This is a genomic window from [Clostridium] citroniae WAL-17108 (genome assembly GCF_000233455.1).
Taxonomy (GTDB): domain Bacteria; phylum Bacillota; class Clostridia; order Lachnospirales; family Lachnospiraceae; genus Enterocloster; species Enterocloster citroniae.
Window position 1 is genome coordinate 594,551 of record NZ_JH376421.1, and the last position, 16,566, is coordinate 611,116.

15 protein-coding genes and 1 pseudogene are annotated in these 16,566 nt (G+C 50.2%); 2 read left to right on the forward strand and 14 right to left on the reverse strand.

Annotated elements, in window-relative coordinates:
* Positions 1–2: 2 nt before the first annotated feature.
* The 11 genes from HMPREF9469_RS12695 to HMPREF9469_RS12740 all read right to left on the reverse strand — a co-directional run bounded on the left by HMPREF9469_RS12695 (position 3) and on the right by HMPREF9469_RS12740 (position 10,829).
* Complete coding sequence (locus HMPREF9469_RS12695; RefSeq protein ID WP_007862477.1) at positions 3–770, reverse strand: SDR family NAD(P)-dependent oxidoreductase; 768 nt, start codon at positions 768–770, stop codon at positions 3–5.
* 4 nt (positions 771–774) lie between these two features.
* Entirely contained in the window at positions 775–1,752 is a 978-nt protein-coding gene (locus HMPREF9469_RS12700) for a calcium/sodium antiporter (protein WP_007862478.1), read from the reverse strand.
* Between the two features lie 43 nt (positions 1,753–1,795).
* Positions 1,796–2,869, reverse strand: coding sequence for a LacI family DNA-binding transcriptional regulator (locus HMPREF9469_RS12705; RefSeq protein ID WP_007862481.1), 1,074 nt, complete (start codon positions 2,867–2,869; stop codon positions 1,796–1,798).
* Positions 2,844–3,020, reverse strand: coding sequence for a hypothetical protein (locus HMPREF9469_RS32015; RefSeq protein ID WP_007862488.1), 177 nt, complete (start codon positions 3,018–3,020; stop codon positions 2,844–2,846). The genes HMPREF9469_RS12705 and HMPREF9469_RS32015 overlap by 26 nt, the downstream gene beginning before the upstream one ends.
* 308 nt (positions 3,021–3,328) lie before the next feature.
* Positions 3,329–6,682, reverse strand: coding sequence for an EAL domain-containing protein (locus HMPREF9469_RS12710; RefSeq protein ID WP_007862489.1), 3,354 nt, complete (start codon positions 6,680–6,682; stop codon positions 3,329–3,331).
* Positions 6,683–6,792: 110 nt separating this feature from the next.
* Positions 6,793–7,623: a helix-turn-helix transcriptional regulator gene (locus HMPREF9469_RS12715; RefSeq protein ID WP_007862490.1), complete on the reverse strand. Its 831-nt coding sequence runs from the start codon at positions 7,621–7,623 to the stop codon at positions 6,793–6,795.
* Complete coding sequence (locus HMPREF9469_RS12720; RefSeq protein ID WP_007862491.1) at positions 7,601–7,846, reverse strand: hypothetical protein; 246 nt, start codon at positions 7,844–7,846, stop codon at positions 7,601–7,603. Before HMPREF9469_RS12720 ends, HMPREF9469_RS12715 begins: the two co-directional genes overlap by 23 nt.
* Positions 7,847–7,921: 75 nt before the next feature.
* Complete coding sequence (locus HMPREF9469_RS12725) at positions 7,922–9,364, reverse strand: aspartate ammonia-lyase (protein ID WP_007862492.1); 1,443 nt, start codon at positions 9,362–9,364, stop codon at positions 7,922–7,924.
* A 340-nt stretch (positions 9,365–9,704) separates the two neighbouring features.
* Complete coding sequence (locus HMPREF9469_RS12730; RefSeq protein WP_007862493.1) at positions 9,705–10,319, reverse strand: manganese catalase family protein; 615 nt, start codon at positions 10,317–10,319, stop codon at positions 9,705–9,707.
* On the reverse strand, positions 10,319–10,621 hold the full coding sequence (locus HMPREF9469_RS12735) for a spore coat protein CotJB (RefSeq protein WP_007862494.1): 303 nt from the start codon (positions 10,619–10,621) through the stop codon (positions 10,319–10,321). Before HMPREF9469_RS12735 ends, HMPREF9469_RS12730 begins: the two co-directional genes overlap by 1 nt.
* A complete protein-coding gene (locus HMPREF9469_RS12740; protein ID WP_007862498.1) occupies positions 10,614–10,829 on the reverse strand; it encodes a spore coat associated protein CotJA in 216 nt (71 codons plus the stop codon). The genes HMPREF9469_RS12735 and HMPREF9469_RS12740 overlap by 8 nt, the downstream gene beginning before the upstream one ends.
* 269 nt (positions 10,830–11,098) lie before the next feature.
* Here HMPREF9469_RS12740 and HMPREF9469_RS12745 point away from each other — a divergent pair.
* A pseudogene (locus tag HMPREF9469_RS12745) lies at positions 11,099–11,569 on the forward strand (hypothetical protein); the annotation flags it as partial.
* A 123-nt stretch (positions 11,570–11,692) separates the two neighbouring features.
* A complete protein-coding gene (locus HMPREF9469_RS12750) occupies positions 11,693–13,102 on the forward strand; it encodes an MATE family efflux transporter (protein ID WP_007862512.1) in 1,410 nt (469 codons plus the stop codon).
* A gap of 46 nt (positions 13,103–13,148) precedes the next feature.
* Here the strand turns inward: HMPREF9469_RS12750 and HMPREF9469_RS12755 are convergent, their stop codons facing one another.
* The 3 genes from HMPREF9469_RS12755 to HMPREF9469_RS12765 are packed head-to-tail and all read right to left on the reverse strand — an operon-like array spanning position 13,149 to position 16,536.
* Positions 13,149–13,910, reverse strand: a complete 762-nt coding sequence (locus HMPREF9469_RS12755) for an RraA family protein (protein ID WP_007862515.1) — start codon at positions 13,908–13,910, stop codon at positions 13,149–13,151.
* A gap of 59 nt (positions 13,911–13,969) precedes the next feature.
* Positions 13,970–15,067: a putative NPN-dependent ornithine cyclodeaminase gene (locus tag HMPREF9469_RS12760; protein WP_007862517.1), complete on the reverse strand. Its 1,098-nt coding sequence runs from the start codon at positions 15,065–15,067 to the stop codon at positions 13,970–13,972.
* Positions 15,068–15,102: 35 nt separating this feature from the next.
* The gene (locus HMPREF9469_RS12765; protein ID WP_007862519.1) at positions 15,103–16,536 is read right to left on the reverse strand and encodes an amidohydrolase family protein; all 1,434 of its coding nucleotides are present in this window, start codon (positions 16,534–16,536) and stop codon (positions 15,103–15,105) included.
* Between the last annotated feature and the right edge of the window lie 30 nt (positions 16,537–16,566).

A 16,566-nucleotide genomic window follows, 5' to 3' on the forward strand; every position in this document is an offset into this window, starting at 1 on the left:
CCTCACTTTACCGTCTTACCGGAATCTATGATGATAACCTCGCCGTTTACAAAATCCGCGGCTTCCGAAGCCAGATATACCGCGGCCCCCACATAATCCTCAGGCTGTCCCAGCCGTTTGTACGGGTGGTTCTGAATGGTGGCTTCCATCCGTTCCGGATACTCCCTGTAGTAGTCTCTGGTAAAGCCCGTCTCCGTGGCAGTGGGAGCGATCCCGTTGACCTGGATGTTATGTGGAGCCCATTCCACTGCCAGGCATTTGACCAGGGCCGATACCCCTGCCTTACTGGCTCCATAGGCTGAAAAATTCGCCCCAAACCGGTATGCTCCTGTTGACAGGATCTGTATGATCTTCCCATGGTCCTGGCCGCACATCACGCGCCCCACCTCCCGTAGGAAATAATAAGCGCCATTGAGATTGATATCAATTACATCCCGCCACTGCGCGGTGGTAAACTCCAACATTGGTTTTCGGTTTGTCACCGCAATGTTATTCAGTGCAATATCGATCCGCCCATAGATTGCGGCAATCTCCTTTACCATGGATTCCAGAAACCCTTCGTCTGTGATGTCTCCACAGTAACTGTCCGCCTGGATCCCCTCTTTTTTCCATTCGCCCAGCCGTTCCCGTATTTTTCCGGGATCCCGGTCAAAGATAATGATCCTGGCCCCGTAATGCGCATATGCCCTGGCGCAAGCCGCCCCGATATCGCCGGCCCCTCCGGCAATAAGCGCAACCTTATCCTGCAAAGAAAACAGTTCTCTCTTCATATGATTACCCCATAGTAAACAAAAGAATTAACAGGTATATGATGTAGGTTCCCATAAGGACCACCCCGTGGACCCTGGTCAGCTTCCTCCTCCACACCCCGGCCGCCAGGATTATGCAAACCGCCATGGCCACCGGTATATCCAAAAGAAATAATTGGTATTGTCCTGCCAAACGCCCTGTTTCCGTTCTGATAAGAGGAAGCATGCCTGTGCTGGAAACCATGGTGGCCGTGGACAGCACCAGCGTAATATTGAGGACATTGGCGCCAATGATATTTCCCAGGGAAAGGGCATTCTCCTTCTTAATAATGGCCGTAATGGAGGTAACCAGCTCCGGAAGGGATGTCCCAAAGGCGATCAGTGTCAGGGAGATTACCTTTTCCGGTACTCCCATGAGCACCGCCAGAGCGCTGCCGTTGTCCACCAGCAGCCTGGCTCCTATTACGATCAATGCCGCTCCCAGTATGAATTTTGGCACCTGCATCAGCTGGAATGGTTCCTCCCCGCCTGTGTCTTCCTCCTGGCCGCCGTTCAGTTCCATGAGGTTCAGCCACACAAAACCGCCCAGCAGCGCGTACAGGACCAGGGCGCTCACCTTTCCCAGTCCATGGTTCAGCCATACCAACAGTCCGTAGACTACAATGGTGGTCAGCAGCAAAAGGCTCTTTTTTAATGCAAACAGGTCCGAATGTACGGTCTTTGTCAGGATCAGACACAAGCCCAGGATCAGTCCGGTGTTGCAGATAATGGAGCCGATGGCATTTCCAATGGCCATTTCACTGTGCCCGGTGGCTGCCGCCATGCTGGATACCAGCAGTTCCGGCAATGTGGTGGTCAGGCTGACGATGGTTGCCCCCATGATCGCCGTGGGTATCTTCATCTTCCGTGCAATGTAGAGCGCCGCATCCACAAAGACATCCCCGCCCTTTATAATCATCACAAATCCTGCCACAAAACCGGCAATGATCCACAGACCGCCCATTACCATCCTCCCTGTACTTTCATCTTCATATTATGCTTCTTCTTTACTGGACCGTATCATCCTGGATCCCATTGTATAATTCTTTGGTGGATTCCCTGGGGATGATCCTGGCCTTCAGCACTTTATTTTCCTCCACTGTCTCTCCCCCCAGCACCTTTAGAAGCATCTTCACCGCCTCCCCTGATAGTTCGTTGACACAGCTGTCAATGGAGGTCAGCTCCGGCACACAGTAATTGCCTAACTCCGAATTACTGTATCCAATCACCTGAATCTGATCCGGAACCCGGAGCCCGCGCCTCCGCAGATACCTCAGCACCCTGACGGCAAGGCTGTCACCCGAGGTCATGACCGCTCCGATCTTTGACAGATCCTCCGGATTCTTCATCAGCTTGTCCAAAACCTGGTCCACACGGTCCAGCGGACAGAGCGTAATGGAATTTTCAAAAACAGGCTGATCGCTCTCGATCATGGCTGTCAGGAATCCGTTGATCTTACACTTGTTGCTGTAGGATTCCCGGTTGTAGAGATAAATGGTGCGCTTTCCGTTCATTCCGGTGCTAAACAGCCGCTTAGCCGCCCGGTAAGCCGCTTCCTGGTCATCACAGTAAGCACTGTATATATTGGGCGCGTCCAGTGTTCCATTGATCCAGATAATGGGGACCTGCCCGGCGGCTTCAATGATGTACTTGTTATCATCTGCATCCACCTCATTGAAACTGGAACCTATGAGCACGATCCCGTCCACCCGTTTCTGAAGCAGAAGGCTCATTCCCTTTTTCTTATCCTCCAGCTCGTATCCTGTACAGTTTAACAGGGATGAATAGTTATACCGGCTCAATTCCCTTTGTACATTAAAGATTGCCCTGGTTATGTAGACGTCCATGGTATCCGGGCACATGATACCAACCGTCTTTGTGGAGTCCCGTTTCAAACTCTGGGCAAATACATTCGGCGTATAATTTGTCCTCCGCATCACATCAAGTACCTTTTCCCTGGTATGATCCGATACATGAGAGCTTCCATTTAAAACCCTTGAGACCGTTGCCGTGGACACATTCGCCAATCTGGATATCTCTTGGATATTTAACCGTTCATTTACACTCTGCTTTTCTTTCATTCCTTCTCCTTATGTAATCAATTTCATAAAGCGATTGTATTACATATTCGCCAAAAACACAATAGTATTTTCGCATTTTTGTCACTATATACACATATATCTTTTTATTTTTGTGCATTTTATTCGTCATTTTGTCTTTTTTATCAGCCAATCCCTCCCCCTCCTGTTTTTTATGTAACCGATAACAACAAGAAAATCAAAAATCCAGGCCAGGATCTGGTATATCTGGCCGATATCAGATTTTTATCCTCTAAATTCAGGCAGTTTCTTAAATAACCGGCTCATTACTTCCAATATTTAACTTTTCAAATGCATCGGTCATGTTATCGATTACAATCAAGTGTGGCAAAGGGCCATAACGAACAGGTATAACAAGAAGACATGGGATGGGACCGGTCTTTCCTATATGCAAAAACCGGACCCCTGAATTTCTCCAGGTTTCCGGTTTTTCATTTCCTTTTACACGCTTGTGTGATCCACAGATCCTTTGCTTAAAAACTGTCTCTCATATTCCTCCACCGACATGGGTTTCCCATACAGGTATCCCTGACCGATCATACACTTGCACTTCTTCAGGTATGCTGCCTGCAGTTCCTCCTCTATGCCCTCTGCAATGGTCTGTATCTTCATGTCATGACACATGGAGATGATATGCTTTACGATCTGTCCGCTCACCCGGTCCCTGTCGATCTTGTCCACCAGGCTTTTATCCAGCTTCAGGACATCAAATTCCACATCCGACAGGATATCCATATTGCTGTATTTAGTGCCGAAATCATCCAGGGAAATACGGTATCCTCTTTTCTTTAACTCCGCCAGGGCCCTGTAAACCATATCGCGCCCAAGCTCCCCGATGCTCTCCGTCACTTCCACTTCCAGCATTCCCGGTTCCACATCATATTTTTTTGCAATGGAGCTTACACTTGATACAATATCCGCATTGAGAAGGGTCATGCGCGAAAAATTAAAGGAGAGGATCTGTTCCCTGTACCCCAAAGATTTCCAGTTTTCCAACAGACGGCAACATTCCTCAAACACAAACAGGTCCACGTAGCTGATCAGATTCTGCCGTTCAAGGATCTGGATAAACCTGGATGGCATGATCATGCCCCTGTCCGGGTGGAAGTAACGCACCAGGGCCTCCGCCCCTGCACAGGTGCCGGTCTTAAGGTAGAGTTTCGGCTGAAGAACTACCTTAAACTCTCCTCGGTCAATGCTGTGCAGCAGCTTCTTGATCAGCTCCAGCCGCCCATTTCCTGAAAGATCAGGCTTTGTCTCATAATACCGCTGCTTGTCAATACGCATCAGTTCCCCTGCCTGTTTAACCGCCCAGTCCAGATTCTTCTGCCTGTCATCCCACACCCTTCCCGCGGATATAGACAAATTCGGCCTTGCATTCAGCTCACCTATCAGACCCCCGAACCTGTGCTCAAACTCGGCCCTGGATACATTTTCCATGATAATATCAAACTCATTGCTGTTCAGCCGGAATACGATACAATCTTTGAATCTCTTCTCAATGATTTGGGCCGTCAGCCGTATCAGTTCATCTCCCGCCTCGGTCCCCATGGTGTCGTTGACGGATTTAAGGTCATTGATATCCACCATGATGACGCCTATGGAAACCACCTCATCCGCCTTATACGTCCTTCGGTACCCGTCATAGCTGCTCCTGTTAAGAAGTCCGGTCAGGGAATCATAGTAAATGCTGTGCTCCAGCTGCCTGGCATCCTGCCTCCGGCTGATCTCCTGGGCAATAAAATAGATCAGCATATTGATCAGTTCCAGGGAATGCCGGCTTCTGCACCCCATCATCACGATGTATCCCAGCTCACCCTTTTTGCTCACAACGGGGAATACCGTCATATTGTCGATCTGCTCCCTCTCCATGTCCTGATAAAGTTCAAAGGATTCCGGCAGGATATCATGGGACTCTTCTATGCTTCTGACCCCGCCCTGATGGTGCTGGTCCAGCCATCCTTCCAGATGGCATTCCAGATCCCGGCTGGCCGGCGGCAGATCAGGTTCATCTCTCCTGCAGGCACACTCATAGCCAAAGCCATTGTCCTTTTGAAGGAATATCTGGATATGGCCTGCTTCATAGTGGTCCGCCAGCACATCCATAAGGCGGCGCAGGGATTCTTCCATGGTTTTGGCTTCCACCATGGCGTAAATACAGCTGATCACCGTATTGGCCACATCCACCCCTGAACCGCCGCTTCCGTCACTCATTCCCCGGAAATAGCCATCCGCCTTATCTGACCGCTCCATCCCAATGGACAGGACGGCAGGCTTTCCTTTCCATTCCGCCAAGCGTGTCTTCACCAGCCGCTTTACACCGCGCACCGAATCCGGATTCTCCCAAAGGGAAAAGTGATCCCAAGCCCAGTTAAAGCCGTTGCAGAACGCGCAGGGGCTGCTGCTGCCACAGAACAGTTCATAACATTTGCGGTTCCTGCACTCCTCCCCGTTCCTGCCGACCATGGTGTAGTATGCCTGGTTTGCCGCAAGAAGCTCATACGTATCCGGATCAATGAGACAGGCAGGATCTCCCTCAGACGACAGCAGACGCTCAAATTCACCGGACGATTCCGCCCTTTTCTCCCCGGCGTCCCCAGGTTCCCCCGCTGCTTCACTCCCCGCCCCATCCATATCCCACAGGCAGAACAGGCCGCCCACATGCCCATTATCCGGGCTCAGGTACAAATACCCTTCCATTCGGACAAGCCCCATCCTGCCGCCATCAGACATGCGCATATAAGGCAGGGAAATCCGGTCCCTGCCGGTTTCAAACCCTTCCACCAGCGTCTCCCTGCAAAAGGCCCTTTGCAAAGCTTCCCTTTCCTCAGGCTTTACAGCCTTCTTCGTCAACTGCTCCGTCAGGAGGGTGTAGCGGCACTCTTCCCCGCAGCCGGATAAGCACTTCCAGATTCCGTGAAGCCGCTTCACCCTGTCATCCGTCAGATCCACCTCGCCGTATGCCAAAGCATCTTCAAGGATCAGCTGATTGACCCTGGCCTGCCTGATATAGGCGTTCTCCAGTTCCTTACGTCTGGTTATATCCTCAAACCGCCCCAGAACGATCTCAGGTTTTCCCTCCTCGTAGGCCAGGACCTCCATTTCCACCGCAAACCAGCTGTATTCCCCTTTCCGGTTCTTGATCTTTACCTCACAGCGGGCATGATCCCCCCCATTTCGCAGGACATGGAATGCCTGCAAAAATGTCTTGCCAAACTGCGGATGCACGATCTGTGTATCCACCCAGGACTGGGGAAAATCCTGGATCTGTTTTTCTGTTCCATATGTAATCTTATGGTCTGTATATGTCAATGCCGTGCCGCTGGTCATGTTATATTCAAATACCTCTTCCCAGCTCACATTCAGGGACCACCTCTTCATCTGGTCCAGGTTGGTCATATTCTGGTGATATCCTGTGATCAGAAGCCGTCCATCCTGAAGCTGTCTGGTCCTGCCCCCGCACCGTACCGGGATATCCCCCCATTCAGGGTGGTTCCAGGTGTACTGGACTTCACAAAGCTTGCCGGAGCGGGCAATCCGGTCCATGGCCTCATTCACATAGGAATGGTTCCCCCTGTTGATCCGTTTGTACCAGAACTCAAAACAGGCTTCCGGGGATAGGTTTTCCTTTAACCCCAGCAGCCTTGCCATGGTTTGGTCAATATAAAATTTTACGTCCCGCATATCCCGGTCCGTTACCATGTTCCACAGTCCCAGGTCCGACATATGCAGGATATCATCCACCCACTCCATATTGTGAAATACAAAGCTTTTGCTGAAGTCTCTGTCGCTCATACACTTTTCCTCAAATCGTATTGATTGTCCTTGTATCCATACTGTATTCCTGCTTTTTATTATATCATCACTTCCTGGGGTTACCACAAACTTTTTTCTTAATTTCCCGGTCAGAACATCCCGCTTTTATCCATGTCAGGCAGCACAGCCTTGCCTCTGTCCGATGGCGCGCATCCGAACATCTTCTTATAAGCCCTAAAAAAGCTGGAATAATCCCCAAATCCCGCTTTGGCTGCCGCTTCAGCTGCCGGGACCCCGGCCGCCAGCCAGCCCTGCACCATCGCCATCCGCTTATATTGGATGTATTTGGCCACCGTAGTCCCTGTGGCCCTCTTAAACACGGCCGTCAGATGGTTTTTACTCATAAAAAATGTTCCGGCCAGCCCTTCCAGGGTCAGCGGCCCGCTCAGGTGCTCATTGATATAACGTATAATCTCCCTGGCCTGCCCTTCCTGGCCCGCAGCCGTTCCCTCCCCTTCCTGATATATTGCAAAAATCCTGGTTAAAACAGACAGGACCCGTGCGCTGATTGCAATGTCCTGTAATTCTTTTCCATAGGTCCCGCACTCCTCCAGCGCATGAAAATACCACTCCATCTGAAACTGCTCCTCATAACAGCGCCATTCTGAGGAAAACGGCTTTAATAAAAGCCCGCGCTCCCTGTCCCCCAGAAGATCCTCCATAAAATGCAGGCGTATGCGGTGGTACTCCTCACAATCCAGTATCCTCAGCCCGTGAAAACAGCCCGGAGGTATTATGACAAGGCTTCCCGGCCTGGGTATATAGGTTCTTCCCTCCACCATGTATTCCACATTTCCCGTTATCATATAATAGATCTCATAGCTGCCGTGGCAGTGCATCTTATACTCCATATCCGCCTCGTTGCTGCGGGTATGGGCATAGATCACCTTGCTTGTCTTAAAACTTTCCTCCTGGTACAATTCGGCCTCCCTGTGCTTCTGACTGTGTTTCTATCTGTGTTTCTGCCTGTGTTTCCGGCATCCATATTTCCATTGTATCAGCTTTTGCGCGATTTGCAATATTTCTTTGGCTTATGGCAATGGTTTTTGCAATATAAATATCATATAATATCACCTGTAAGCAAGAGAAATACAGCAAATAAATTGTTGCAAAAACCGAAAGGGCCCTCCCCCTTTCACACATTTTATCCCCCTTTATACACAATACAATATAAGAACGGCCAGGCATCCCCAGTGCCTGGCCGTTCTGTTTTGTTTTCTATGATTCTTTATGATTTTGAATGGGCGCCCCGCCCATTTTGTGGTACTCCACCTGATGTCCCGGCTGGGTCATGTCCTTCAGGTTCAGACATTGGTCCAGCTGGGCCTCTGTCATCAGCCCCTCTTCCAGCACCAGTCTCCTTACGGGAATCCCCGTTTCCATGGAGCGCTTGGCTATTTCCGCTGATTTTTTATACCCCAGCGCAGGGCACAGCGCTGTTGCAAGGGCTGCGCTGGACTCCACCAGCTTACGGCAGTGTTCCCTATTGGCAGTGATCCCAAGAATACAGTTATCGATCAGTGTCTCCACCGCGCCCTTCATGGTATCAATGGATTCAAATATCTTATAGAAAATCACGGGCTCAAATGCATTCAGCTCCATCTGTCCGGCCTCTGCCGCCATGGTAACCGTAACATCATTTCCAATTACATTAAACGCCACCTGGGAAACCACCTCAGGGATAACAGGATTGATCTTACCGGGCATGATGGAAGAACCGTTCTGCTTGGGCGGCAGGTTGATCTCCCCAAGTCCCGCCCTTGGACCGCTGGATAACAGCCTGAGGTCATTACATATCTTGGACAGGTTCACCGCGCAGATGCGCAGAACAGATGAGGTATGTACAAAACAGTCCAGGTTCTGGGTCGCGTCAAACAGGTCGTCCGCCTGGACGCAGTCCGTACCGCACACCAGGTTGATGTTGCGGATGATATGGAACAGGTACACGGGATTCACATTGATGGCTGTTCCCACCGCGGTTGCGCCAATGTTTAAATACTTCAGTTCGTCCATCTGCTCCCGTATGCGCCTGATATCCCTTCCGATCACAGCCGCATACGCCTCAAAGGACTGGCCCAGGCGGATGGGCACCGCGTCCTGAAGCTGGGTCCTGCCCATCTTTACCACATCATCAAATTCAATGGATTTCTGGTGAAGGGCTTTCTGAAGCCGATCCAGTTCATCGGTCAGGCCGGGCAGCAGGCCAAGGATGGTGAGCTTGCCCGCACAGGGTATTACATCATTGGTGGATTGCGCCATATTCACATGGTCATTGGGATGCACGATGGAGTAATCTCCTTTCTCGCCGCCAAGGATCTCGATCGCACGGTTGGCGATCACCTCGTTGGCATTCATATTGGCGGATGTACCTGCCCCGCCCTGTATGGCATCCACGATAAACTGCGGGTGGAGTTTACCTCCTATGATCTCGTCACATGCCTGGACAATGGCATTGCCCGTGCGCTCATCCAGCACATGGGCTGTCATATTGGTAAATGCAGCCGCCTTCTTGATCCTTGCCAGATTCTTAATAAACTCCGAATGAAGCGGCCTTCCTGTAATGTGGAAATTATTCTTTGCCCGCAATGACTGGACCCCGTAATATGCTTTCTGAGGCACCTCCATCAATCCTATGGAATCCGATTCCTCCCTGGTAGCCATAACTTTACCTTCCTCCTGTTATCTTGTGTGCCGGCGTCCGAACCCCCGGTCCGGCAATTTATATAATTGGAGCATATCACTTTCTGCATCAAAAGGAAATACTTTGGAGAATTATTTGTTTTATTAACTATATTAAGTTAAAACCTTATTTTAACAATATTTTTATTCATTTCTCCTAATTAAATTAAGTATCTTCAATATGTACAGGTATCAGGGTTATCAGGACAGGGCAGCATAGGGCAGACAATGATCATAATGCCAGACCCCGATACCTGCCCCGATGCCCTATTGATGTCCTGTCAATGCCCTATCAATACCCTATCATTGGACTTTAGGAAATCTACTGCTCTTTTACAAACTGTTTATCAAACTCCGCATTAAAATAATAGAAGTTCTTCTCATCCAGTTTGGATTTTATCTTTTCCAGGGCCTCCCCAAACCGCTGGAAATGGACCACCTCACGTGCCCTTAAAAACTTAAGGGGTTCACGTACTTCCGGATTTTCGATCACACGGATCAGGTTGTCATAAGTGGTCCTGGCCTTCTGCTCAGCCGCCAAATCTTCATGGAGGTCCGTGATGGCATCACCCTTGGACTGGAATTCGCAGGCATTAAAAGGTACCCCTGCCGCTGCAGTGGGCCAAAGGGCAGTTGTATGGTCTATATAGTAAGCGTCAAATCCCGCTGTCTTGGCCTGCTCTGCGGTCAGGTTCTTGGTCAGCTGATAGATGATGGCGCATATCATCTCAAGGTGGGCCAGCTCCTCTGTTCCGATATCGGTGAGAAGTCCTCCCACTTCCTTGCATGGCATGGTGTATCGCTGGGAAAGATAACGCATGGAAGCTGCAAGTTCTCCGTCAGGTCCGCCAAACTGGCTGATGATCAAAGAAGCGGTTTTGGGACAGGTCTGAGTGATGTTAACAGGAAATTGAAGTCTTTTTTCATAAGTCCACATTATACGGCACCTCCTTGATTATCCCAGGGAAGTGGTCCATCGGACCAGGTAAAATGTTTCTGGCCTGGGTATTTTGTCTTGCTTTCCGTTTTGTTATTTGTTTCAGGGCACACACAGTTTAATGTCAGAGGCTCGTACTCCTTGGCAAAGGTATCCAGAAGCTGCCTCCTCTGAGCCATGGCCTGGCTGAATGCATCCAGGGCTTCCGGATCCAGAGGATGGGTATCCAGATACAGGTTCAGGTCATTTACCACAAAACTTACTTCATTGATCTGTTTGAGAAGCTGGCAGCGGTCAGGCATTTGTCCCACCTCCTGTTATAAAAAATGGAAGATCCAGGCCTGGGAATATGGTTCCCTGTTTCAGGGCCTTGGCTGGTTCATATGGTGTCTCCCATGGCTGCATGGGAACCGTAGCTATACCCAGCTGAAGCCCTGGTCCCGGCGCGGGAAGCTTATCCCCGCATCCGCAGGATGCAGGTGCAGGTTTGCTGCAATCGCATAAATTCATAATAACACTCCTTTCATAATGAACGTAACAACACGTGTCCTTATTATTATCTCTGGACCGCGGGTTTTTACCTTGCCAAATTTCTGTAAGATATCCCAGAATTTTTTACATGGATAAAAAATTACGATTTTATAACATAAAAAATATTGGCAAATCATTGACAGACAGTGCGTTATCTGGAGGAGGAACCTTTCTTTTTCCATATTTTCTTTTTGTTATTGTAATCGGGCTTTCCGGGGTGATCGGTGAAATGTCTTTTGGGGCTGGCCAATCAGGGCGGACCGGGGCTTATTTTCATTTTCCTGCCCAATCTGTTCCAGGCCATGCCGGGAAGCAATATCCTGATCATAGTATTTTTTGTGGCCGTGCTTTTTGCCGGGATCTCTTCCATGATTAACCTGTTTGAGGCGCCCATCGCCGCCATGGAACAGCAGTTTGGCTTAAGCCGCCGGATCTCCGTATCCCTTATAGTGGCCCTGGCTTTTCTCATTGGCATCTGTATCCAGGGGATCGTGGCTGACCGGATGGATTTTGTGTTCATCTATATCTGCCCCCTGGGCGCCGGTCTTGCAGGCATTATGTTCTTCTGGGTATATGGATGGGATTTTGTGCAGAGTGAGGTAAGGAAGGGGCGCAGGCGGGAACCGGGGAAATGGTTTTGCTTTATGGCCAGGTATGTGTTCTGCGGATTGACCCTGCTTGTGTTCATTCTGGGAATCGTGTTTGGCGGTATTGGGTGAACATAACATCTTGACGCCTTCTCATGAATCGTAGTATACTTCTATCTATACGAGTGACTCCCTGTCACCTGATATCTGACAGGGAGTCCTTTGTTTCATTTCCACGAAAGATGAGGTAACAAAATGGCTTCTGAATCAACGCGCCAACTGCTCCGGGGGGATTCCGGCCAGCCGCCCCGGGAGAATCCCCTTGCTTCCACTCCCATTAACCCGCTTTTAGCCCGCTTTGCCATTCCAAGCATCATAGCCATGCTGGTCAGCGCGCTTTACAACATAGTGGACCAGTTTTTTATTGGCCGCAGTGTGGGCATGCTGGGCAATGCAGCCACCAATGTGGCATTTCCCCTTACCATCACCTGCACGGCCGTATCACTGATGTGCGGGATCGGCGGCTCCGCCAATTTTAACCTGTCCATGGGGCGGGGGGACCGGGAGGAGGCTGAGCGGTATGCTGGCAACGCGGTCTTCATGCTTTTTGCCATCGGTATCATCCTGTGTCTGGCCGTCCGATTGTTCCTGAGCCCCATGATGGTCCTGTTCGGCGCCACACCGGACGTGCTGGACTATTCCCTTACCTATACAGGGATCACATCCCTTGGTTTTCCCTTCCTGATCCTGTCCACAGGCGGCTCCAATCTCATCCGGGCGGACGGAAGCCCCAGGTACTCTATGATGTGTACCCTGACCGGCGCTGTGATCAACACCATACTGGATCCCCTGTTTATATTTGGATTCAACATGGGAATGGCCGGAGCCGCTTTGGCAACCATCATAGGCCAGTTTGTATCCGGTCTCATGGTGATCGGTTACCTGACCCGGTTTAAGACAGTGCACCTGTCCCTGCACTCCCTTAAGCCCATACCATCCCATTTAAAAGCCATTGCCGCCTTGGGCATGGCCCCCTTCTTTAACCAGATGGCCATGATGGTGGTACAAATCGTGATGAACAATGTCCTGCGCCATTACGGAGCACAGTCTCATTATGGCAGCGAGATCCCCCTGGCCTGTGCAGGCATTATTACCAAAGTAAACATGATCTTCTTTTCCCTGGTCATCGGTCTGTCCCAGGGTCTTCAGCCCATTGTCAGCTTTAACTACGGGGCAAAAAAATACAGCCGTGTGCGTGAAGCCTACCTAAAGGCAGTCTGCATCGCCACAGCCATATCCGTATTTGCATTTTTGTGCTTCCAGCTGATCCCCCGCCAGATCATAAGCATATTTGGTTCGGGAAGCGAGGAATACTTTTACTTTGCGGAGGAGTACTTCCGTATCTTCCTGTTTTTTACATTTATAAACGGGCTTCAGCCCATTACAGCCAACTTTTTTACATCCATCGGCAAGGCGGCCAAAGGCATCTTCATCTCCCTGACCAGACAGATCATCTTCCTTCTGCCCCTGATCGTCACCCTTCCCATGATCTTCGGGATCGAGGGCGTCATGTTCTCTGCCCCTGTGGCGGATCTGATGGCCGCTGTATTAGCGGTTACATTCGTGGTGCGGGAACTGAGGCATATGAAACATCTTCCTGAGTAAATTCAAGGGACGTGCATAGGCGCGTCCCTTGGGCTTTTATGGGATGTTAATGCATCTCGCCCTTCCGCCCATACCTGCCCTCAATCTCCTGCTGGGATCTGCCGCCGGCCTCCAGCATGTTTTCCAGGATCTCTTCCTTTGTCCTGCCTGCGGTGTCCCTGCCCGCAGGTATGACATAGTTGCATTCATTGTCATCCATAAAACGGGCGGCTTCCAGAAGGCGCCTTTCATCCTCCCTGGGGATGGCCAGGAATCCATGCTTATCTGCATGGATCAATTGTCCCGGAAGCACAGGGCAGCCAAATACTTCCACTTCACAGTTCCATCTCACCGGTATACTGTGGGCATGGCCCACACACATGCGCCGGGCAATGGCCTTAAACCCCGCGTTCATCATCTCATCCACATCCCGGACCGCACCGTCCGTAATGGTTCCCACGCATCCAAGGGCACGGTGGGCATTGCTGCTGACTTCTCCCCAAAAGGAGCCGTAAGTCTCAGGCTTATCCAGGTCCTGAAGCACCACGATCTTGGGACCCGGTATGCCGGCCACATATTCCCTGTATTCTTTCCATGCAGTCTCATTCTTCTTATGGTCCTTGTTGGAAGGCTCAAACTGCAGAGTGACCGCATATCCTACCATAGGCCCCATATAAGGCATGAAGTCCGTCACCGCTTCTTTGTTAAAATGTCTGGTAATATCATGGTTTGTAATCTGCTCCCATCCATTGTAGATCGTTGGCGTATTCCATCGTTTCAGCTTTAACAGCTCGCTGATCTCCAGTCTGTCACCATTACTGCTGCCCATATCTTATACCTCCTGCATGCGTTTTTCCTGTATGAAATGATTTCAGGATGCTATCCCTATTATACCACTCCCAGACCCTTGGCTACAATCGAAATAAAATCCTGAACATTGGTGACGATTGTGGTTGCAGACAGACTTCCCCTGTCCAGCAGCTTATTTACCACGAATTCATCCGCGTCCACCGTATACAGGTAAACAGGACGTATTGTCCCATCCGGCATGACCCTGAAGGACGGGGTCATATTGCCTGTGGCAATGGTATGGAGCATGGTAGCCAGACATACCACACAGGTGGATCTGCGCACCAGGCCCCGCATGGCTCCCTGCCCCTCATATGCGTCCCCTATGACCTCCGGAAGGGGACCGTCATCCCTGATGGATCCAGTGAGTACAATAGGTACATTATTTTTTACACAACTGAATATAATTCCGTTGTCAATGTGGTAGTCTTCAATAAATTTCGGTATGGAACCGCTGCGCCTTACCTTGTTGATCACATCCAGATGGTTATAATGTCCGTTGGGCTGTGATACCTGGGTATAAATATCCTGCCCAAGTGCCGTGTGGAGCAGTGCCCCTTCCAGATCATGGGTAGCCAGGGCATTGCCTGCCATCAGGCCATGGGCATAACCATGTTCCACCAATGCCTGCATGGCAGCCCGTGCATCATGGTCAAAGGAAAATGCCGGCCCCATAACCCAAAGGATATTGCCGTGTTCCCTCTCATACTTAAGCAGCTCAAATAAATTGTCGTAATCCCTTGCATAGGATGTCTCCCTGCTTCTCCCCTGGCGGAATACAAACTGGTCATTTGTCTTTTCCCCTTCCGCCGCAAAGCCGTTGCAGTGCATGTAGATTCCTTCCTCACAATTTTCACTGCGCCCCAGGATAACCTTGTCACCCCTTTTCAGGTTTCTGTTCTCCACCACTTCCAGATGTCCGTCATCACAGATCACCACGCTGGAATCCATACGGCTCTCCTCTGCCAACACCCACGTTCCATTTATCTTAAAATACTCCGGGTACATAGATGTGCTGTGGAAATAATCCGGCGCAACTCCATCCTGATCCACCGCTTGGTATGCCGCATCCGGCGCCTGCATAAACTTTGGAAGGCTGAAGTCCGGATGATGGTATTCCGGTATTACAAATGCCATGTTTGTTCCTCTCTTTCCTGGTTCTGTTTTTTTGCTTAATAGTAGCCTTCCTGTGTCCATCTGGCAAGTGGAAGGTCATTGGCCCATGTGTTTTTTCCCAATTCTGTTTGGATCCGCACAGCTGATTCTGCCGCCTGACGGATGATCTCCCTTTCATCCGCTGTTTTTAGTTCATGATCCTCCACTACTAACCTGCCGTCAACCATAACTGATTCCACTTCACTTCCCCGCGCTGCATAAACCAGGTTGGGTATGAGATTTCGGACCGGGGCTTCCATAATTGGATTTAACTGAGGTGCGCTCAAATCAATGACTATAAGATCCGCCAGCTTTCCTTCCTTTAATGATCCTACCTGATCTCCAAGGCAAAGCGCCTGGGCAGCTTCAATGGTAGCCATGCGCAGCACCTTCCAGGCCGGCATTACGGTTGGGTCTTCATTTTTAAATTTATGTAATAGAGATGCCACCTTCATCTCATTTAACATAATATTACAGTTATTGCCCGGTGCCTGGTCCGTTCCAAATCCCACGCGTCCTCCACATGCTGAAAATCTCTGTCCCTTAGGCAGTTCTCCGTCAATAATACACAGGCTGTTGCAGCAGAACGCAAAGGCAGCGCCTGACTTTGCCACGCGCTCCACTTCCTCGTCCGTGGCATAGGTCATATGGGCAACCAGGAGACGGTCATCTAAATATCCCAGTTTTTCCAGCAGATCAGTGGGCCTCATTCCCGATCGCATCAGAACCTGGTTGTTTTCCTTGGGGCTCTGGGAAAGGTGGGTAAAAAAATTCACCCCGTACTTATCGCCCAGCGCCTTGATCTCCTCCAGCATCTCCGTGGTGCACATATCCGGAGCATGAGGGCCGAACCGGCATTGGATCCGTCCATTCTGGCTCTCATGATATTGCTCTATAAGCTGAATATTATCCCTCAGCTTCTTTTCCCCAATGGACGGATCCAGAGGATAAGGAACCGTCACATCGATCTGGGAAGTATCCGGGGGCAATTGGTTGATCATACTGCTGACCACTGCCCTTGTTCCAAGTTTAATATGGTTCTTCACCAACTCTGTCATGGGGTAATAAAAGTCTCCAAAGGTAGTGGTTCCTGTTTTAAGAGCCTCTACGATATTAACCATGGAACCTCTGCGGATATCTTCGGTTCCTGCCTGACCAAGAAGCGGCAGTATTCCCTTAAACATCCAGTCTTTCCCCGGCAGGTCCTGTGCACAGCCGCGGAAAATAGTATCTCCCGTATGCATATGTACATCTACAAATCCCGGGAGAACGGCTTTACCGGAAGCATCAATCTCCCTGTGGGCGCTGTACTGCCTGCGTATCACGCTGCTTTCTCCCACTGCGGCAATCTTATTGTCTTTGATCCCCACTGCACCGTGATTAATCACACCTGTTCCAGGACCTTCCATGGTCACCACATACGCGCTGTGGATCAGATAGTCCAGTGTCATTTTCACACCTCTTTCCCTATTATATTATTA

Coding starts and splice junctions, on each gene's coding strand:
- HMPREF9469_RS12695 (WP_007862477.1), bottom strand. CDS start 770: ATGAAGAGAGAACTGTTTTCTTTGCAGGATAAGGTTGCGCTTATTGCC.
- HMPREF9469_RS12700 (WP_007862478.1), bottom strand. CDS start 1,752: ATGGGCGGTCTGTGGATCATTGCCGGTTTTGTGGCAGGATTTGTGATG.
- HMPREF9469_RS12705 (WP_007862481.1), bottom strand. CDS start 2,869: ATGAAAGAAAAGCAGAGTGTAAATGAACGGTTAAATATCCAAGAGATA.
- HMPREF9469_RS12710 (WP_007862489.1), bottom strand. CDS start 6,682: ATGAGCGACAGAGACTTCAGCAAAAGCTTTGTATTTCACAATATGGAG.
- HMPREF9469_RS12720 (WP_007862491.1), bottom strand. CDS start 7,846: ATGTGTGAAAGGGGGAGGGCCCTTTCGGTTTTTGCAACAATTTATTTG.
- HMPREF9469_RS12725 (WP_007862492.1), bottom strand. CDS start 9,364: ATGGCTACCAGGGAGGAATCGGATTCCATAGGATTGATGGAGGTGCCT.
- HMPREF9469_RS12730 (WP_007862493.1), bottom strand. CDS start 10,319: ATGTGGACTTATGAAAAAAGACTTCAATTTCCTGTTAACATCACTCAG.
- HMPREF9469_RS12735 (WP_007862494.1), bottom strand. CDS start 10,621: ATGCCTGACCGCTGCCAGCTTCTCAAACAGATCAATGAAGTAAGTTTT.
- HMPREF9469_RS12740 (WP_007862498.1), bottom strand. CDS start 10,829: ATGAATTTATGCGATTGCAGCAAACCTGCACCTGCATCCTGCGGATGC.
- HMPREF9469_RS12750 (WP_007862512.1), top strand. CDS start 11,693: ATGGCTTCTGAATCAACGCGCCAACTGCTCCGGGGGGATTCCGGCCAG.
- HMPREF9469_RS12755 (WP_007862515.1), bottom strand. CDS start 13,910: ATGGGCAGCAGTAATGGTGACAGACTGGAGATCAGCGAGCTGTTAAAG.
- HMPREF9469_RS12760 (WP_007862517.1), bottom strand. CDS start 15,067: ATGGCATTTGTAATACCGGAATACCATCATCCGGACTTCAGCCTTCCA.
- HMPREF9469_RS12765 (WP_007862519.1), bottom strand. CDS start 16,536: ATGACACTGGACTATCTGATCCACAGCGCGTATGTGGTGACCATGGAA.